This is a genomic window from Aquibium sp. ELW1220, from assembly GCF_030398385.1.
Taxonomy (GTDB): Bacteria; Pseudomonadota; Alphaproteobacteria; order Rhizobiales; family Rhizobiaceae; genus Aquibium.
Window position 1 is genome coordinate 51,533 of the sequence record NZ_JAOAOQ010000005.1, and the last position, 14,318, is coordinate 65,850.

The 14,318-nt window shown below is 66.7% G+C and carries 17 protein-coding genes; 13 read left to right on the top strand and 4 right to left on the bottom strand.

Going from position 1 to position 14,318, the window contains the following annotated elements:
- Together N1F91_RS06275 and N1F91_RS06280 are read right to left on the bottom strand one after the other, a co-directional pair.
- Complete coding sequence (locus N1F91_RS06275) at positions 1-1,158, bottom strand: HlyD family secretion protein (protein ID WP_289990899.1); 1,158 nt, start codon at positions 1,156-1,158, stop codon at positions 1-3.
- Positions 1,155-1,658 (bottom strand): MarR family winged helix-turn-helix transcriptional regulator, encoded by a 504-nt coding sequence (locus N1F91_RS06280; RefSeq protein ID WP_289990900.1) that lies wholly within the window; start codon positions 1,656-1,658, stop codon positions 1,155-1,157. Before N1F91_RS06280 ends, N1F91_RS06275 begins: the two co-directional genes overlap by 4 nt.
- Positions 1,659-1,888: 230 nt before the next feature.
- Here N1F91_RS06280 and dut point away from each other — a divergent pair, with 230 nt between their 5' ends.
- The 3 genes from dut to N1F91_RS06295 are packed head-to-tail and all read left to right on the top strand — an operon-like array spanning position 1,889 to position 3,877.
- Complete coding sequence (dut, locus tag N1F91_RS06285) at positions 1,889-2,344, top strand: dUTP diphosphatase (RefSeq protein ID WP_289990901.1); 456 nt, start codon at positions 1,889-1,891, stop codon at positions 2,342-2,344.
- On the top strand, positions 2,344-3,036 hold the full coding sequence (locus N1F91_RS06290; protein ID WP_289991124.1) for an HAD family phosphatase: 693 nt from the start codon (positions 2,344-2,346) through the stop codon (positions 3,034-3,036). The genes dut and N1F91_RS06290 overlap by 1 nt, the downstream gene beginning before the upstream one ends.
- Before the next feature lie 34 nt (positions 3,037-3,070).
- Positions 3,071-3,877, top strand: coding sequence for an isocitrate lyase/phosphoenolpyruvate mutase family protein (locus N1F91_RS06295; protein ID WP_289990902.1), 807 nt, complete (start codon positions 3,071-3,073; stop codon positions 3,875-3,877).
- A 21-nt stretch (positions 3,878-3,898) separates the two neighbouring features.
- Here the strand turns inward: N1F91_RS06295 and N1F91_RS06300 are convergent, their stop codons facing one another.
- Complete coding sequence (locus N1F91_RS06300; RefSeq protein ID WP_289990903.1) at positions 3,899-4,420, bottom strand: META domain-containing protein; 522 nt, start codon at positions 4,418-4,420, stop codon at positions 3,899-3,901.
- Between the two features lie 167 nt (positions 4,421-4,587).
- Between N1F91_RS06300 and N1F91_RS06305 the strand changes: the two genes are divergently transcribed.
- The 3 genes from N1F91_RS06305 to cysK all read left to right on the top strand — a co-directional run bounded on the left by N1F91_RS06305 (position 4,588) and on the right by cysK (position 7,307).
- Entirely contained in the window at positions 4,588-5,151 is a 564-nt protein-coding gene (locus N1F91_RS06305; RefSeq protein WP_289990904.1) for a type 1 glutamine amidotransferase domain-containing protein, read from the top strand.
- 105 nt (positions 5,152-5,256) lie between these two features.
- Positions 5,257-6,258: a proline racemase family protein gene (locus tag N1F91_RS06310; protein ID WP_289990905.1), complete on the top strand. Its 1,002-nt coding sequence runs from the start codon at positions 5,257-5,259 to the stop codon at positions 6,256-6,258.
- 86 nt (positions 6,259-6,344) lie between these two features.
- A complete protein-coding gene (gene cysK, locus N1F91_RS06315; protein ID WP_289990906.1) occupies positions 6,345-7,307 on the top strand; it encodes a cysteine synthase A in 963 nt (320 codons plus the stop codon).
- 9 nt (positions 7,308-7,316) lie between these two features.
- Here cysK and N1F91_RS06320 read toward each other — a convergent pair whose 3' ends face one another.
- Positions 7,317-7,475, bottom strand: coding sequence for a hypothetical protein (locus tag N1F91_RS06320; protein ID WP_289990907.1), 159 nt, complete (start codon positions 7,473-7,475; stop codon positions 7,317-7,319).
- A 232-nt stretch (positions 7,476-7,707) separates the two neighbouring features.
- Here N1F91_RS06320 and N1F91_RS06325 point away from each other — a divergent pair, with 232 nt between their 5' ends.
- The 7 genes from N1F91_RS06325 to N1F91_RS06355 all read left to right on the top strand — a co-directional run bounded on the left by N1F91_RS06325 (position 7,708) and on the right by N1F91_RS06355 (position 14,298).
- Positions 7,708-8,175 carry a MaoC family dehydratase gene (locus N1F91_RS06325; protein WP_289990908.1) on the top strand — a complete coding sequence of 156 codons (468 nt, stop codon included), beginning with the start codon at positions 7,708-7,710 and terminating at the stop codon, positions 8,173-8,175.
- Between the two features lie 296 nt (positions 8,176-8,471).
- The gene (locus N1F91_RS06330) at positions 8,472-9,719 is read left to right on the top strand and encodes an imelysin family protein (RefSeq protein ID WP_289991125.1); all 1,248 of its coding nucleotides are present in this window, start codon (positions 8,472-8,474) and stop codon (positions 9,717-9,719) included.
- A 62-nt stretch (positions 9,720-9,781) separates the two neighbouring features.
- Complete coding sequence (locus tag N1F91_RS06335; protein ID WP_289990909.1) at positions 9,782-10,093, top strand: (2Fe-2S)-binding protein; 312 nt, start codon at positions 9,782-9,784, stop codon at positions 10,091-10,093.
- Entirely contained in the window at positions 10,059-10,544 is a 486-nt protein-coding gene (bfr, locus tag N1F91_RS06340; protein WP_289990910.1) for a bacterioferritin, read from the top strand. Before N1F91_RS06335 ends, bfr begins: the two co-directional genes overlap by 35 nt.
- A 42-nt stretch (positions 10,545-10,586) precedes the next feature.
- Positions 10,587-12,104, top strand: coding sequence for a di-heme oxidoredictase family protein (locus N1F91_RS06345; RefSeq protein WP_289990911.1), 1,518 nt, complete (start codon positions 10,587-10,589; stop codon positions 12,102-12,104).
- Complete coding sequence (locus N1F91_RS06350) at positions 12,104-13,186, top strand: imelysin family protein (RefSeq protein ID WP_289990912.1); 1,083 nt, start codon at positions 12,104-12,106, stop codon at positions 13,184-13,186. The genes N1F91_RS06345 and N1F91_RS06350 overlap by 1 nt, the downstream gene beginning before the upstream one ends.
- Positions 13,187-13,188: 2 nt before the next feature.
- Positions 13,189-14,298 carry a DUF1513 domain-containing protein gene (locus N1F91_RS06355; RefSeq protein WP_289990913.1) on the top strand — a complete coding sequence of 370 codons (1,110 nt, stop codon included), beginning with the start codon at positions 13,189-13,191 and terminating at the stop codon, positions 14,296-14,298.
- Positions 14,299-14,318 lie beyond the last annotated feature (20 nt).

The window sequence follows — 14,318 nt, forward strand, 5'->3', positions numbered from 1 at the left end:
TTACTCGGCGGCGTGTACGGTTCCGAACAGGGAGGCGAAGGCGGGCAGGCCGCGCTCGGCGCCGGTGTCCACCTCCACCGTCGCGCTCATGCCGGTGCGCAGCCGGTCGGCCATCGCGTCGTCCTCGAGCTTCAGCCGCACGGGGATGCGCTGCGTCACCTTCACCCAGTTACCGGTGGCGTTCTGCGCCGGCAGCAGCGAGAACTCCGCGCCGGTACCGGCGCCGATCGACTCGACGGTCGCGTTGAGCGGCGCGTCGGGGAAGGCGTCGATCCGCACTTCGGCCGTCTGCCCGACCCGCATGTGGGTGAGCTGCGTTTCCTTGAAGTTCGCCTCGATCCAGGAATCGCCGGTCTCGACGAGTGTGAAAAGAGAGGTGCCGGCCGAGACCATCTGCCCCGGCTTGAAGGAGGAAGCCTGCGAGACGATGCCGTCCGATGGCGCCCGCACGGTGGTCAGCGCGAGCTGCCAGGCTGCCTTGTCGCGCATGGCCAACGCGGCAAGGACAGTCGGATGGCGATCGGTATCGATGGTCGGCTCGCCGCCGAGCGCGGCGCGGGCGCTGGCGATGCCCTGCCGTGCGGATGTCTGCTGCTCCCGGGCGGTGTCGAGATCGTGGCGGGCCGTATCGAGCGCCGACGTCGTGCCGATGCCCTTGTCGGTGAGCGAGGCCTGGCGGTCGAGTTCGCTCTGCAGGTAGGCGACGGTATCCCGCGCGATCGCTTCCTGGGTCACCGCCTGGCTGTAGGCGGCGCGCAACTGCTCGACCTGCAGGCGCGCGCCTTCCAGCGCGGCGTTCGCCTGGTCGAGCGCGATGCGATAGGGCTCTGCGTCGACGACGAACAGCGTGTCGCCCGCGGCGACGGGCATGTTCTCGGCCACCTTCACCTCGGTCACCCGTCCGGCGATCTCCGCCGCCACGGTGACTCGCGGCTGGCGCAGGTTGGCGTTTTCCGTCTCCTGGTAGCGCCCGCCGGTGGCCCAGACATAGCCGCCGCCCGCGACCAGGACCAGTGGCACCGAAACCATCAGCAGCGTGCGCAGCCCGCGCCGGCGTCTCGGTGGAGCGGGCTGCGCCGCGGCGGCTTGATGGGCGGCGTCCTTCATCGTCATGTCGATCGTCTCGGCGGGTGAAGTTGCTTCGGTTCGGGCGTTCATGGCCTGGCACTTTCGGAACGTTCGGAATCGTCGGTAGTCTGCGGGGCGGCGTCGGGCAGGCAGCCCTGTTCGCCGTCGGTCATGTTGGCGCGGACCTGCTCCAGCGACGCGATCAGCTGCTGCCGCGCGTCGGGCGCCAGGCCTGCCATGGCCTCGTCGTAGATCTCCTCGACCATGTTCTTGACCTCGCCGAAGGCGTCGCGTGCCTTGCCTGTCGCATAGATCACCCGCACGCGGCGGTCGGTGGCGTGGGGACGGCGCTCGATCCAGCTGCCATCCTCCATTCGGTCGAGCAGGCGCGAGACGCTGATCGGCTCGATGTCGAGAATCTCTGCCAGCCGCGCCTGCGGAACACCCTCGTCGCGGATGAGGCGAAAGAGCAGCCGCCATTGGGCCGACGACAATCCCGTGCCCGCCGCGCGTGCATCGAAGCGTTTGCGCAGCAGCTGCGCAATGTCGTGGATCAGGAAGCCCAGGCTGTGATGTCCGTCTTTGGTCATGAGCGTGCTATATTATAAGCATGCTTATGTTATCAAGGAGCAGCCTGCCGCGGACGCATGCGCCGCGCGGCGGGCAGCCATGCACCAAGAGCATGTCTGCCCGCCTGCGCCACCGCGCCGCCGGCTGGTCCGGACAGGTCGCAGTATCGCGAGCGCCCGTGCCCGCGATCCGCCCCTCGACGTGGCCGGCGTGCTCTTGACGGCTCCCTCGCCGCCAGCCAAATGGGCGCATGTCCCTGACCCTTCCCATCGTCCGCCTGCCGCACGCGCAGGGCCTCGACCTGCCGGCCTACGAGACGGCGGGCGCCGCCGGGCTCGACCTGCGCGCCGCCATCCCCGAGGACCGAAAGCTGATCCTTCTGCCGGGGCGGCGCATGCTCGTGCCGACGGGGCTCGTCCTCGAACTGCCCGCGGGCTATGAGGGCCAGGTCCGTCCACGCTCCGGCCTCGCGCTCAAGCACGGCATCACCTGCCTGAATACGCCCGGCACGATCGACAGCGACTATCGCGGCGAAGTCCAGGTGCTGCTGGTCAATCTAGGCGACGAGGACTTCGCCATCACCCGCGGCATGCGCATCGCCCAGCTGGTCATTGCCCGGGTGGCGCGCGTTTCGGTCGAGGAGCGTACCCTGGCGGGCGAGACGACCCGCGGGAGCGGCGGCTTCGGCTCCACCGGAACCGCCTGATCATGCGGCCAGGCCTCGTCATCTTCGATTGCGACGGGGTTCTGGTCGATACGGAGACGCTCTCCAACCACCGCCTCGCCGAATGGCTCTCTGCCGCCGGCTACGACACGACTTACGAACGCTGCAGGCTGCAGTTCGTCGGCCGGTCCATGAGTGCCGTGAAAGCCGAGGTCGAAGCCACCGGCGTCCTGCTTGGCGACGACTTCGTCGAACGCTGGAATGCCGGTCTCGCGGAACTCTTCGCCGGCCGCGTGCAGGCAATCCCGCATGTGCGCGGACAGGTCGAGGCGGTCCGGGGCGCCGGTATTCCCTACTGCGTCGCCTCCTCTGCCCGGGTCACCAAGATGCACCTGACGCTCGGCGCGACGGGGCTTCTGCCGCTCTTCGAGGACGTGCTGTTCAGCGCCTCCATGGTTGCCCGCGGCAAGCCTTTTCCCGACCTCTTCCTCCACGCAGCCTCGACCATGGGCCATGCGCCGGCCGACTGCGTCGTCATCGAGGACAGCGTGCCCGGAACGATTGCAGGCATCGCGGCAGGCATGCGCGTGCTCTCCTATTGCGGCGATCCGCACGGGGATCGCGCCGGCCTCGCGATGGCCGGTGGGGAGCTCTTCGACGACATGCGGGAGTTATCAGAATTGATCGGTCTGGCCCAACCCCGTCCCTTTGCTGGAATTCATCATCGCGCATAATCTGCACGCGTCGGGCTTCCGACGGAGGCGGATCATGCGAGACGACAAGGGCGCGATCTTTCGCGCGTTGCATATGCGGCCGGGGGCCTTCCTCATTCCCAACCCCTGGGACGTCGGCACAGCGAAGTTCCTTGCCGCGATGGGCTTCGAGGCGCTTGCCACCACCAGCGCCGGCTATGCCTTCTCCCGCGGAAAGCCCGACGGCGGCGTGCCGTTCGACGAAATGATGGCGCATTGCAGGGAGATGGTCGCGGCGGTCCACCTCCCCGTCTCGGCGGACCTCGAGAAGGGCAAGGGCGACGCGCCCGACACCGCTGCCGAGACCATCTTCGCGGCTGAAGCAGCGGGGCTCGCTGGCTGCTCGATCGAGGATTATTCCGGCGATGAGGCGCATGCGATCTACGATTTCGGGCTGGCGGTGGAGCGCATCGCGGCGGCTGCGGACGCGGCCCACGCGCTGAAGCGCGACTTCGTGCTGACGGCGCGGGCGGAGAACTTCCTGCACGGCCGCCCCGATCTCGACGACACCATCCGCCGCCTGCAGGCCTTCGAGAAGGCGGGCGCCAACGTGCTCTATGCGCCGGGCCTCTCGACCATGGACCAGGTGAAGACGGTCTGTTCGGCGGTGACGAAGCCGGTGAACGTGCTGGCTATAGCTGGCTTCACCGTGCCGGCCCTCGCCGAAGCGGGCGTCAGCCGCGTCTCGCTCGGATCGAAGCTCACCACCGCCGCCTTCGGGGCCGTGGAAGCCGCCGCGCGCGAGATGCTCGACAACGGCACGTTCGACTATGCGCGGAAAGGGTACTCCTTCGCGAAGCTTCAGGCACTTTTTTCGGCCTGACGAGGCGTCCCGTCGACAGCGTCACCGGCGCTCGATGACGAGCAGGGTCACGCCGGATGCATCCGAGAGAGCCGCGCGGTCGCCTTCGAGCGAGATCGTGTCGGCGCCGGACAGGGCTTGCGCTATCGCCTGTTCGGCCGCCATCACGGCCGGGTCGGGGCAGGCCATCCGCGTCATGACGGCCGGTCCCGCGTACCAGCTGGACCCCGACTGCCACACGCTCGTCCGAATCCGGTTGCAGCCGGCCGTTGCCTGTGCGCCGCCGTCGGCGGCGATGTCGAGTACGGCGGATTCAGCCAGGCTCCGTTCGAAGGGGGCATAGCCGCCGCTCGCTTCGCCCGCCGCACCGAGGACGTGCCAGGGACCCGTCACATCTTCATCCACGCCCATCACTCGTCCCGACGTCCCCGCGCGGACAATGAGCGTTTCGAAGGAGGATGGAGCGACCGCGCGTGCTCGCTCGGCCGAAGCCTCCACGGCCATCACGCCTGCAATGCCGACGCCAAGGGTCAGGAAGACGGCGGCGAGTTGCGGAAGCTTCATGGCAGGTCCCCTCTGAGATTGGCGGTCGTGCAGACCTGCTCTTCTCTTGCCGCGATGCGGCTGAACCGGACCTGAACGCCTTGACGTGCGGGGTACGATCTGCGCGGCAGGCGAACCTATCCCGGCGTTCTGCGTTGCGGTGACTCATTCCCAACAAGGAGTCCGTCATGCCCGCCATCGCACGAACCCGCATCGCCATCCTCGCCACCCACGGCTTCGAGCAGTCCGAACTCGAGGTCCCGCTGAAGACGTTGCGCGAGAAGGGTGCCACCGTCGACGTCGTCTCGCTTAAGGCCGGAGAGATCAAGGGCTGGGACGAAAAGGACTGGGGCGCAGCCGTCAGCGTCGATCGCGTGCTGGCCGACGCCGAGCCCGCCGACTATGATGCGCTGGTCCTGCCGGGCGGCCAGATCAACCCGGATCTGCTCCGCATCGAGGACGATGCGATCGACTTCATCAAGGGCTTTGACCGCGCCGGCAAGCCGATCGCCGCGATCTGCCACGCGCCCTGGCTGCTCGTCGAAGCCGGCCTGCTGAAGGGCCGCCGCGTCACCTCCTATCATTCGATCAGGACCGACGTCGTCAACGCCGGTGCCGAGTGGGTGGACGAGAGCGTCGTCCGCGACGGCCTGCTCGCCACGTCGCGCAATCCGGGCGATCTCGAGAACTTCGTGGCGGCCATCGTCGAGATGGTGGAAGAGGGCGCCGCGACGCGCGAGGCAGCCGAGTAGGCCAGTCTGGCGCCGCGACCACTCGACCGGCGACAGCCGGCACCACGCCGGACTGTTGACACCGCCCGCGCGGCCCGCTCCACTCGGCGAAGCGAGGGAGGGGCCATGGACACGCTCGAGGTGGTCGACATGCATACCGGCGGCGAGCCGGTACGGATCGTGCTCTCCGGCTATCCGGCTTTGCCGAAGGGCACCATCCTGGAGAAGCGCGCCCATGTCCGCGACCGGCTCGACCATCTGCGCCGCATCCTGATGTTCGAGCCGCGCGGCCACTATGACATGTATGGCGCCTTGCTGGTCGAGCCGGACCTGCCGGGGGCCGACATCGCGGTGCTCTTCATGCACAACGAGGGGTATTCCACCATGTGCGGCCATGCCGTCATCGCGCTCGGCCGCTATGCTGTCGACCACGGCCTCGTCACACCGGTGGAGCCGCTGACGACCGTCAACATCGAGTGTCCCTGCGGTATGGTGGTGGCCGAGGTCGAGGTGACGGACGGCAGGGCGGGCGCGGTGTCGTTCGAAAGCGTGCCATCCTTTCTCTTTGCAGCAGACCGGACCGTGGACGTGCCCGGTTTCGGTGAGATCCGCTTCGACGTCTCCTATGGCGGCGCCTTCTATGCGCTCGCCGATGCCGGCCAGTTCGGCCTCGCCTTCGGGAGGAGTCCCGCGCGGGCCTTCGTGGACGCCGCAGCCGCGCTGACCGAGGCGGTGCGGCAGTCGGTGCCGCTGTCCCACCCCGACAGTCCCGATCTCGCCTTCCTGTACGGCTCGATCCTCACCGATGGCGGCGACGGGGCGGGCGGCGTGGCGACCCGCAACGTCTGCGTCTTCGCCGACGCGCAGGTCGACCGTTCGCCGACCGGGTCCGGCGTCACCGCGCGGCTCGCCGCCATGCATGCGCGCGGCAGGGTCGCCCCGGGTGAGACCCGCCTGTTCGAATCGATCGTGGGGTCGCGCTTCACCGGCGCAGTTCTGCGCACCGCGTTGGCCGGCGATCGTGCCGCCATCATTGCGCGGGTTTCCGGCCGGTCCCACTATTCAGGCAAGGCAAGCTTCAGCGTCGAGCCGGATGACGAACTGGGCCGGGGCTTTCTCGTCGTCTGACGCATCGCAAGCGCTTCGCCGCGGGCCTATATGCGCCTGCAAGGATACAAACTTCCGCCCGCGGGCGGATCGAAGGGAGAGAACTGATGAGCGAGAAGAAACCCGGTCGCGGCCGCGTCTACAACTCCATCATAGAGACGATCGGCGACACCCCGATCGTCCGCCTCGACAAGTTCGCGAAGGAAAAGGGCGTCGTCGCCCACCTGCTCGCCAAGCTCGAATTCTTCAACCCCATTGCAAGCGTCAAGGACCGTATCGGCGTGGCGATGATCGAGGCGATGGAGGCCGACGGCCGCATCAGGCCGGGCGAGACGACCCTCGTCGAACCGACCTCGGGCAACACCGGTATCGCCCTCGCCTTCGCCGCCGCGGCGAAGGGCTATCGCCTCATCCTCACCATGCCCGAGACCATGTCGATCGAGCGCCGCAAGATGCTTGCGCTGCTCGGTGCCGAACTGGTCCTGACGGAAGGCGCGAAGGGCATGAAGGGCGCGATCGCACGGGCAGAGGAACTGGTGGCGACCATTCCCGGCGCCGTCATTCCGCAGCAGTTCGAGAACCCGGCCAACCCCGACATCCACCGCCGCACGACGGCGGAGGAAATCTGGAACGACACCGCCGGCGCGGTCGACATCTTCGTCTCCGGCATCGGCACGGGCGGCACCATCACCGGTGTCGGCCAGGTGCTGAAGCAGCGCAAGCCGGGCCTGCAGGTCGTGGCGGTCGAGCCGGAGGCTTCGCCCGTGCTTTCCGGCGGCCAGCCGGGACCGCACAAGATCCAGGGGATCGGAGCGGGCTTTGCGCCGAAGATCCTCGACACGTCGGTCTATAATGAGGTGGTGTCGGTTTCGAACGAGGATGCCTTCGCCAATGCACGGCTGCTGGCGAAGCTGGAGGGCGTTCCGGTCGGCATCTCGTCGGGAGCTGCACTGCAGGCGGCTGTCATCGTCGGCTCGCGGCCCGAGAACGCCGGCAAGACGATGGTGGTGATCATCCCGTCCTTCGCCGAGCGCTATCTGTCGACGGCGCTGTTCGACGGTCTCGGCTGAGAGCGGACGCTACTGGAAGGTGATGCGCGCACCGGTGGAGACCACGTCGCGCTGGCGCGCGCAGGCCGGACCCGGTCCCCGCATGTAGTGCTGCTCCGGCCTGTAGCGCGGCGCGAAAAAATTGCGGATTGCCGCAGCACAACCGATCAAGCTGCTCCAGAACGCCATTGTATCGATTCCCGTCCTTCGGACTGTCCCTTCCGAATGGAGATGCAAAGTATCAGAGCAAGATGAATGCTCGGTGAATTTCCTCACGCTGCGCGCTGGAGATCATATGATGGTTTCCATTTCGTAAACCCGCAGCGGGCCGTTTCGGCATCGCTTTTCATCCCGCGTCGACCGCCGTATGAAAGCATCCGCTGCAGTGCAGCATGCACCACACCCGAAGGAAGGCGAGAAGATGGCCGAGACGACGCACCCACTGGAAAAACTCGCCGGCAAGGTGGGGCAGGAGATCGGCGTGTCCTCCTGGATCATTGTCGACCAGGCTATGATCGACCAGTTCGCCGCGACCACGCGCGACCACCAGTGGATTCATGTCGATGTGGAGCGTGCCCGTCGCGAAAGCCCCTTCGGCGCGACGATCGCCCACGGCTACCTGACGCTCTCACTCGTTCCCGTGATGAGCTACGAGATCGGGGCCGTGCCGGATAGCATTGGCGCCACGTTGAACTACGGGCTCGACAAGGTCCGCTTCCTGTCGCCCGTGAAGGCGGGCAGTCGCGTGCGCATGCACAGCACACTGATCTCGCTCGAGGAAAAGACCCCGGGCCAGCATCTCATGAAGTGCTCCAGCACGATCGAGATCGAGGGCGAGCCGCGCCCGGCCCTGATCGCCGAGACCCTGGCTCTCCTCATCATCGGTTGACAGAGAGTGGTGTCAGACCTGCCCGCACTGCGGCAGCACGTCGCAGAGGGCAGGAATCGCAGAAAAAACATGACCTTGATGATCAAGTCCACTTTAGAATAATTCTAAAACATTGATTTCAATAGGGTTTTCCTCGCAGTTCCGTTGACAGCCGGCGCATCCGGAGTCTTTATGGTCTCCGAGTGGGGCCTCATCGACCACGCAGGGGCTGTGTCTTGCCGCGCGTATCAGGCCCCAGAACCCGACTTTCGAGGGAACGGATCGTGCCGGCAAAGACCATTCGAACGACCGCACTGATGCTTGCGATGAGCGTGTCCCTTGGCTCGACCGCTGCGTTCGCCGAAGCAGATCCGTCGGCCGTTCTCGCCACCTATTCCGACATCGCGCTGGCCAAATACGAAGATTCACTCGTCACGGCGAAGGCGCTGGACGCTGCCGTCGACGCGTTCCTGGACTCGCCGTCCGAGGCGACTCTCGCCACGGCGCGCGCCGCCTGGAGGGAGGCGCGGATTCCCTACCAGCAGACCGAGGCCTTTCGCTTCGGCAATCCGATTGTCGACGACTGGGAGGGGCGGGTCAACGCCTGGCCTCTCGATGAAGGACTGATCGACTATGTCGACCCCAGCTACGGCTCCGAATCCGACGACAACGGGCTCTACACCGCGAACGTGATCTCCAATCCGACCATCGAGATCAACGGCACCGGTGTCGACGCCTCCCAGATCACGCCTTCCTTCCTATCCGGGACCCTGCAGGAGGCCGGCGGCATCGAGGCCAATGTCGCCACCGGTTACCACGCGATCGAGTTCCTGCTCTGGGGGCAGGATCTGAACGGCACCGGACCCGGCGCCGGCGACCGTCCCTTCACCGATTACGATGCGGCCAACTGCACTGGCGGCAACTGCGACCGGCGCGCACATTATCTCGACGCGGCGACCGACCTGCTTGTCTCCGACCTCGAGGAGATGGTCGGCAATTGGCAGCCGGGCGGCGCAGCTCGCGCCCACCTGATGGAAGGCGATCCACGTAAGGGCCTCGCGGCGATCCTCACCGGGCTCGGATCGCTCTCGTATGGAGAACTCGCGGGCGAGCGCATGAAGCTCGGTCTGCTTCTGCACGATCCCGAGGAGGAGCACGACTGCTTCTCCGACAACACCCACATATCGCATCTCTACGACGCCATCGGCATCCGCAACGTCTACCACGGCAGCTATACCCGGGTTGACGGTTCGGTCGTCGACGGTGCTTCGATTGCCGATCTCGTGAAGGACGCCGATCCCGCACTCGACGCCGAACTGTCGACCAAGCTCGATGCGACGGTCGCGGCGATGGAGGCAATGGCGGCGCGCGCCGAGGCGGGCGAGGCCTACGACCAGATGATCGGCGAAGGGAATGCCGAGGGCAACGCCGCCGTGCAGGCCGGCATCGACGGGCTCATCGACCAGACCCGATCGATCGAACGCGTGGTCGCGACCCTGAAGCTCGACGCCATCGAGTTCGAAGGCTCTGACAGCCTCGACAATCCGAACGCGGTCTTCCAGTGAACGGGGGCCGACCCTGCTTCTAGCCAATGGCCTGACGGCCACCAGCCGGGACGAAGTGTGAAATGCTTGTTTGCCAGTGCAACATGATCAAGCAGAGCGAAATCGAGCAGACCATCGTCGACCTGCTCGACGCCGATCCGTGGCAGCTCATCGTGCCTGCGAAGGTTTACCACGCCCTCTCCAAGCGAGGTCGCTGTTGCGGCTGTTTCCCAAATGTGGTGGAAACGATCATCCGGGTCACCGAGGAGTACCACGCGCGTTCGGAGGCGAGCGCCGTGGAGATCGTTTCACACCTGGACCGCGTGCGCAGTCTGCGCGGTCAATATGGGAGCAGGCGCCATGAAGGGCGAACCACAAGTCATCGAGCGGCTTAACGAAGCTCTGTTCCTGGAGCTGGGCGCGGTCAACCAGTACTGGCTTCACTATCGTCTTCTCGACGACTGGGGTTATGCCAAGCTCGCCAAGAAGGAGCGCGAGGAATCCATCGAGGAGATGCATCACGCCGACAAGATCATCGAGCGGATCATCTTCCTGGAGGGGCATCCGAACCTTCAGTCGGTCGGCGCGCTGCGGATCGGCGAGAATGTCAAGGAAGTGCTCGAGGCGGATCTGGCCGGCGAGTACGATGCGCGAACCTCCTACAAGAAGTCGCGCGAGATCTGCCAGCAGCTCGGAGACTATGTCACCATGCAGCTCTTCGAAGATCTGCTGAAGGACGAGGAAGGCCATATCGATTTTCTCGAGACGCAGCTCGACCTCATGAAGTCGATCGGCGAGGAGAAATACGGTCTTCTGAACGCCGCTTCGGCTGACGGCGACGACTGAGGCACGATGCGCATGCGGCCCTCGCGTCGTTTCGCGCGCCGCATGCGCACGTCGCTCGCGATCGCGGCGGTGATCCTCGCGGGTGCCGCCGCCCATGCTTTCGGCCCCGGAGCGATCGCTTCGGCCCGCGACGACCTGTCGCCCGAGGAACGCGAACGGGTTTCGGCCGTTACCGCGCCTGCCACCGATTTTTCGAAGCCGGAAAAATTCGAGGCCATGCAGGGCGGCGCGGGTACGTCGCGCAAGCTGGTCAACCAGGACGCTTTCTCGAATTTCTCCGCCAATCTGAGCTTCGAACAGGAGGAGACCTTCAAGCTCGGCAACGCGCTGTTCCGGAAGCTGTGGGTCTCGTCGCCCTCTTCTACTCAGGCCTCCGACGGGCTCGGTCCTCTCTTCAACGCGCGCGCCTGCCAGAGCTGCCACCTGAAGGATGGTCGCGGCCATCCGCCCGAAGGCGCCGCCGATGCCACGTCGATGTTCCTGCGCCTGTCACGCGCCCCGCGGACGCCGCAGGAACAGGAACTCATCAAGTCGAAGGCAATCCTCAACCTGCCCGATCCGGTCTATGGCGGCCAATTGCAGGACCTCGCCGTCCCCGGCATGCGGGGTGAGGGCCGGATGGTCATCGACTACGAGGACTTCCTCATCGCCCTCGACGACGGCACCGAGGTCGCGATGCGGCGTCCCGCCTATTCCGTCACCGACCTCGCCTATGGCCCGCTGGACGTCACCACCACGCTCTCGCCGCGCGTCACCCCCGCGATGATCGGCCTTGGCCTCGTCGAGCAGATCCATCCCGCTGACATTCTGGCGCGCGCCGATCCCGACGACGCTGATGGGGACGGCATATCCGGCCGCGCCACCATCGTGCGCGATCCGACGACCGGTGAACTCGTGCTTGGCCGCTTCGGCTGGAAGGCGCAGAACCCGACCATCCGCGCGCAGTCCGCAGGCGCTTTCTCCGGCGATATCGGCATCTCCAATCCCGATCATCCCGAAAGCTGGGGCGATTGCACGGAGGCACAGCCCGATTGTCGGGCAGCGCCGAATGGCGCGCAGCCGCGGCTGGGCGAGACGGAGGCCCCCGATCCCGTGCTCGACCTCGTCACCTTCTACTCGCAGCACCTGGCCGTGCCTGCCCGCCGCGACGTCGATGATCCCGAGGTCCTGCGCGGCAAGGAAATCTTCAACACGATCGGCTGCGCCGGCTGCCACACCCCGAAGTTCGTGACCCGCAAGGATGCGCCCGACGAGACGCTCGCCTTCCAGCTGATCTGGCCCTACTCGGATTTCCTGCTGCACGATCTCGGCCCCGGCATGGCCGACTGGCAGCCGGTGGGCGACGCGCGGGGCGGCGAATGGCGCACGCAGCCGCTCTGGGGCATCGGCCTGACGAAAACCGTCAGCGGCCATACCTTCTTCCTGCATGACGGCCGCGCGCGCAATCTGACCGAAGCCATCCTCTGGCACGGCGGTGAAGCCGAAGCCGTGACCGATGGCTTCCAGGCTCTGCCGAAGGCCGATCGCGACGCGCTCCTCCGGTTCCTGGAATCGCTGTGATGATCCTGAAACGTCTGCTTTTCGCTGCCTGCTTCGCGCAGGCCGCCGCGACTCCGGCCATTGCCGCCGAGCCGCCCGGCGCCGCGGCGATGGTACAAGGCGCAATCGAGAGCTATGTCCGGCCCGCTTACGCGTCCTTCGCGTCGAACGCGGGTGCTTTGCGCGAAACCGTCGACACGCTGTGCGCCGGACCTTCCGCTGCCCAGCTGGCGGCGGCCCGCGCTGCATTCGCCGCAACCGCAGGTGCCTGGTCGCGCATCGAGCTCGTGCGTTTCGGCCCGGTAACGGAGGAGAATCGGCTCGAACGCGTCCTGTACTGGCCGGACCGGCGCTCGACCGGTCTGAAGCAGGTGCAGGCTATCCTCGCTGAGTCGGACGCTACCGCCGCCGCCGCCGCATCCCTCGCAGGCAAGAGCGTCGCGGTGCAGGGGCTGGGCGCGATGGAGTTCGTTTTGTTCGGCACCGGCAGCGACGACCTCGCGGATGCGGCCGGCTTCCGCTGCGCCTACGCCTCAGCGATATCCGGCAACGTCGCGGCGATCGCAGGCGCACTCGACGCGGCCTGGGTCGGGGGCGCGGGCGCCGCCGGCCTCTGGGCTGCACCTGGCCCGGGCAACCCGCTCTACCGCGACGGCGGCGAGGCACTGGGCGAATTGCTCGATACGATGATTCACGGCCTGGAACTCGTCCGCGACGTCCGCATCAACGGTTTCCTTGGCGAAGACGCCGCCGACGACAAGCCGAAGCAGGCGCTGTTCTGGCGCTCGGGCGAAACGATTGCGGCCCTGCGCGGCAACCTCGCATCGATCGCAGGCCTGATGGAAGCCTCCGACATGGCCGCTCACCTGCCCGAGGACCGCCGCTGGATCGTCGGTTCCGCGCGGTTCGAGCTTGCCAACGCAAGCCGCGCGCTCGAAACGCTGGATGGGCGGTCCGTCGCCGACATCCTGGCGGATCCGGATCTGCGCGCGAAGCTCGACTATGTCCGTCTCGTCACATCGAGCCTGTCCGACGTGATCGGCCGGCAACTGAGCGCCGAGTTCGGCCTCACCGTGGGCTTCTCCTCGCTGGACGGCGACTGACGATGCGTCGTGCCCGGACCGGCTCGCTCGTCGACCGTCGTATCTTCCTGCAGGCGGCGGGAGGTGCCTTTCTGGCTGGTCTGTCGCCGGGCGCAGCCACGGCCATGCTTGCCGCCGACGCGGTCTTTGCAACGGCCTATGTCGACGGGCAGGGCCGGTATGGCATCGCCCTTCTCTCCGAAGGCGGGCGTCTCGTCTGCACTCTACCTCTGCCGGGCCGCGGCCACGACATAGCCTTCGACCCGCTGTCGCGCCGTGCCGTGGCCTTCGCACGCCGACCGGGCACCTTCGCGCTGGTCTTCGACCGGATCGGGCGCGCCGCGCCGGTGACCGTGGCGGCCGCGCCGGGTCGTCACTTTTTCGGTCATGGCGTATTCTCTCCCGACGGGAAGCTGCTCTACGCCACCGAGAACGACATCGACGCCGCGGCGGGCTTGATCGGCGTCTACGATGCAACGGGCGGTTTTGACCGCATCGGCGAGTTCCCGACCCACGGCATGGACCCGCACGAACTTCTCCTGATGCCGGACGGGCGCACCCTTGCGGTCGCCAATGGCGGTATCGAGACCCATCCCGACTTCGGCCGTGCCAAGCTCAACCTCGCCACGATGAAGCCGTCGCTGGTCTTCCTCGACCGTCACACCGGATCGCTGGTCGAAAGCCACGAATTGTCGCCGGATCTGCACCAGCTCTCGATCCGCCACATGGACCTCGACGCTGACGGCCGCGTCTGGTTCGGCTGCCAGTACGAGGGTCCGGCCCTCGACCGCCCGCCGCTCGTCGGTTCGGTGCGGCCGGGCGAGACCGTCGCCCTGCTCGACATGGCCCCCGACATCCTCTCCGGCTTCCGCAACTACATCGGATCCGTCGCGGCCAATCCTGCCGCCGGTACTGTCGCGGTGTCGTCGCCACAGGGCAACCGCCTGGCGGTCATCGACGCGAAGACGGGCAGGATCGTCGCGGATCGAGCGCTGGCTGAGGTCTGCGGAATCGCCGCCGACCGCGACGGCTATATCGCCACGACGGGCGAGGGCCGGATCGTCTGTGCCTCCGGCAAGGATGCCACGCTGCCGGACCATGTCTGGGACAACCACATTCTCAGGATCGGCTGACGCCGGCGCTCAATGCAACG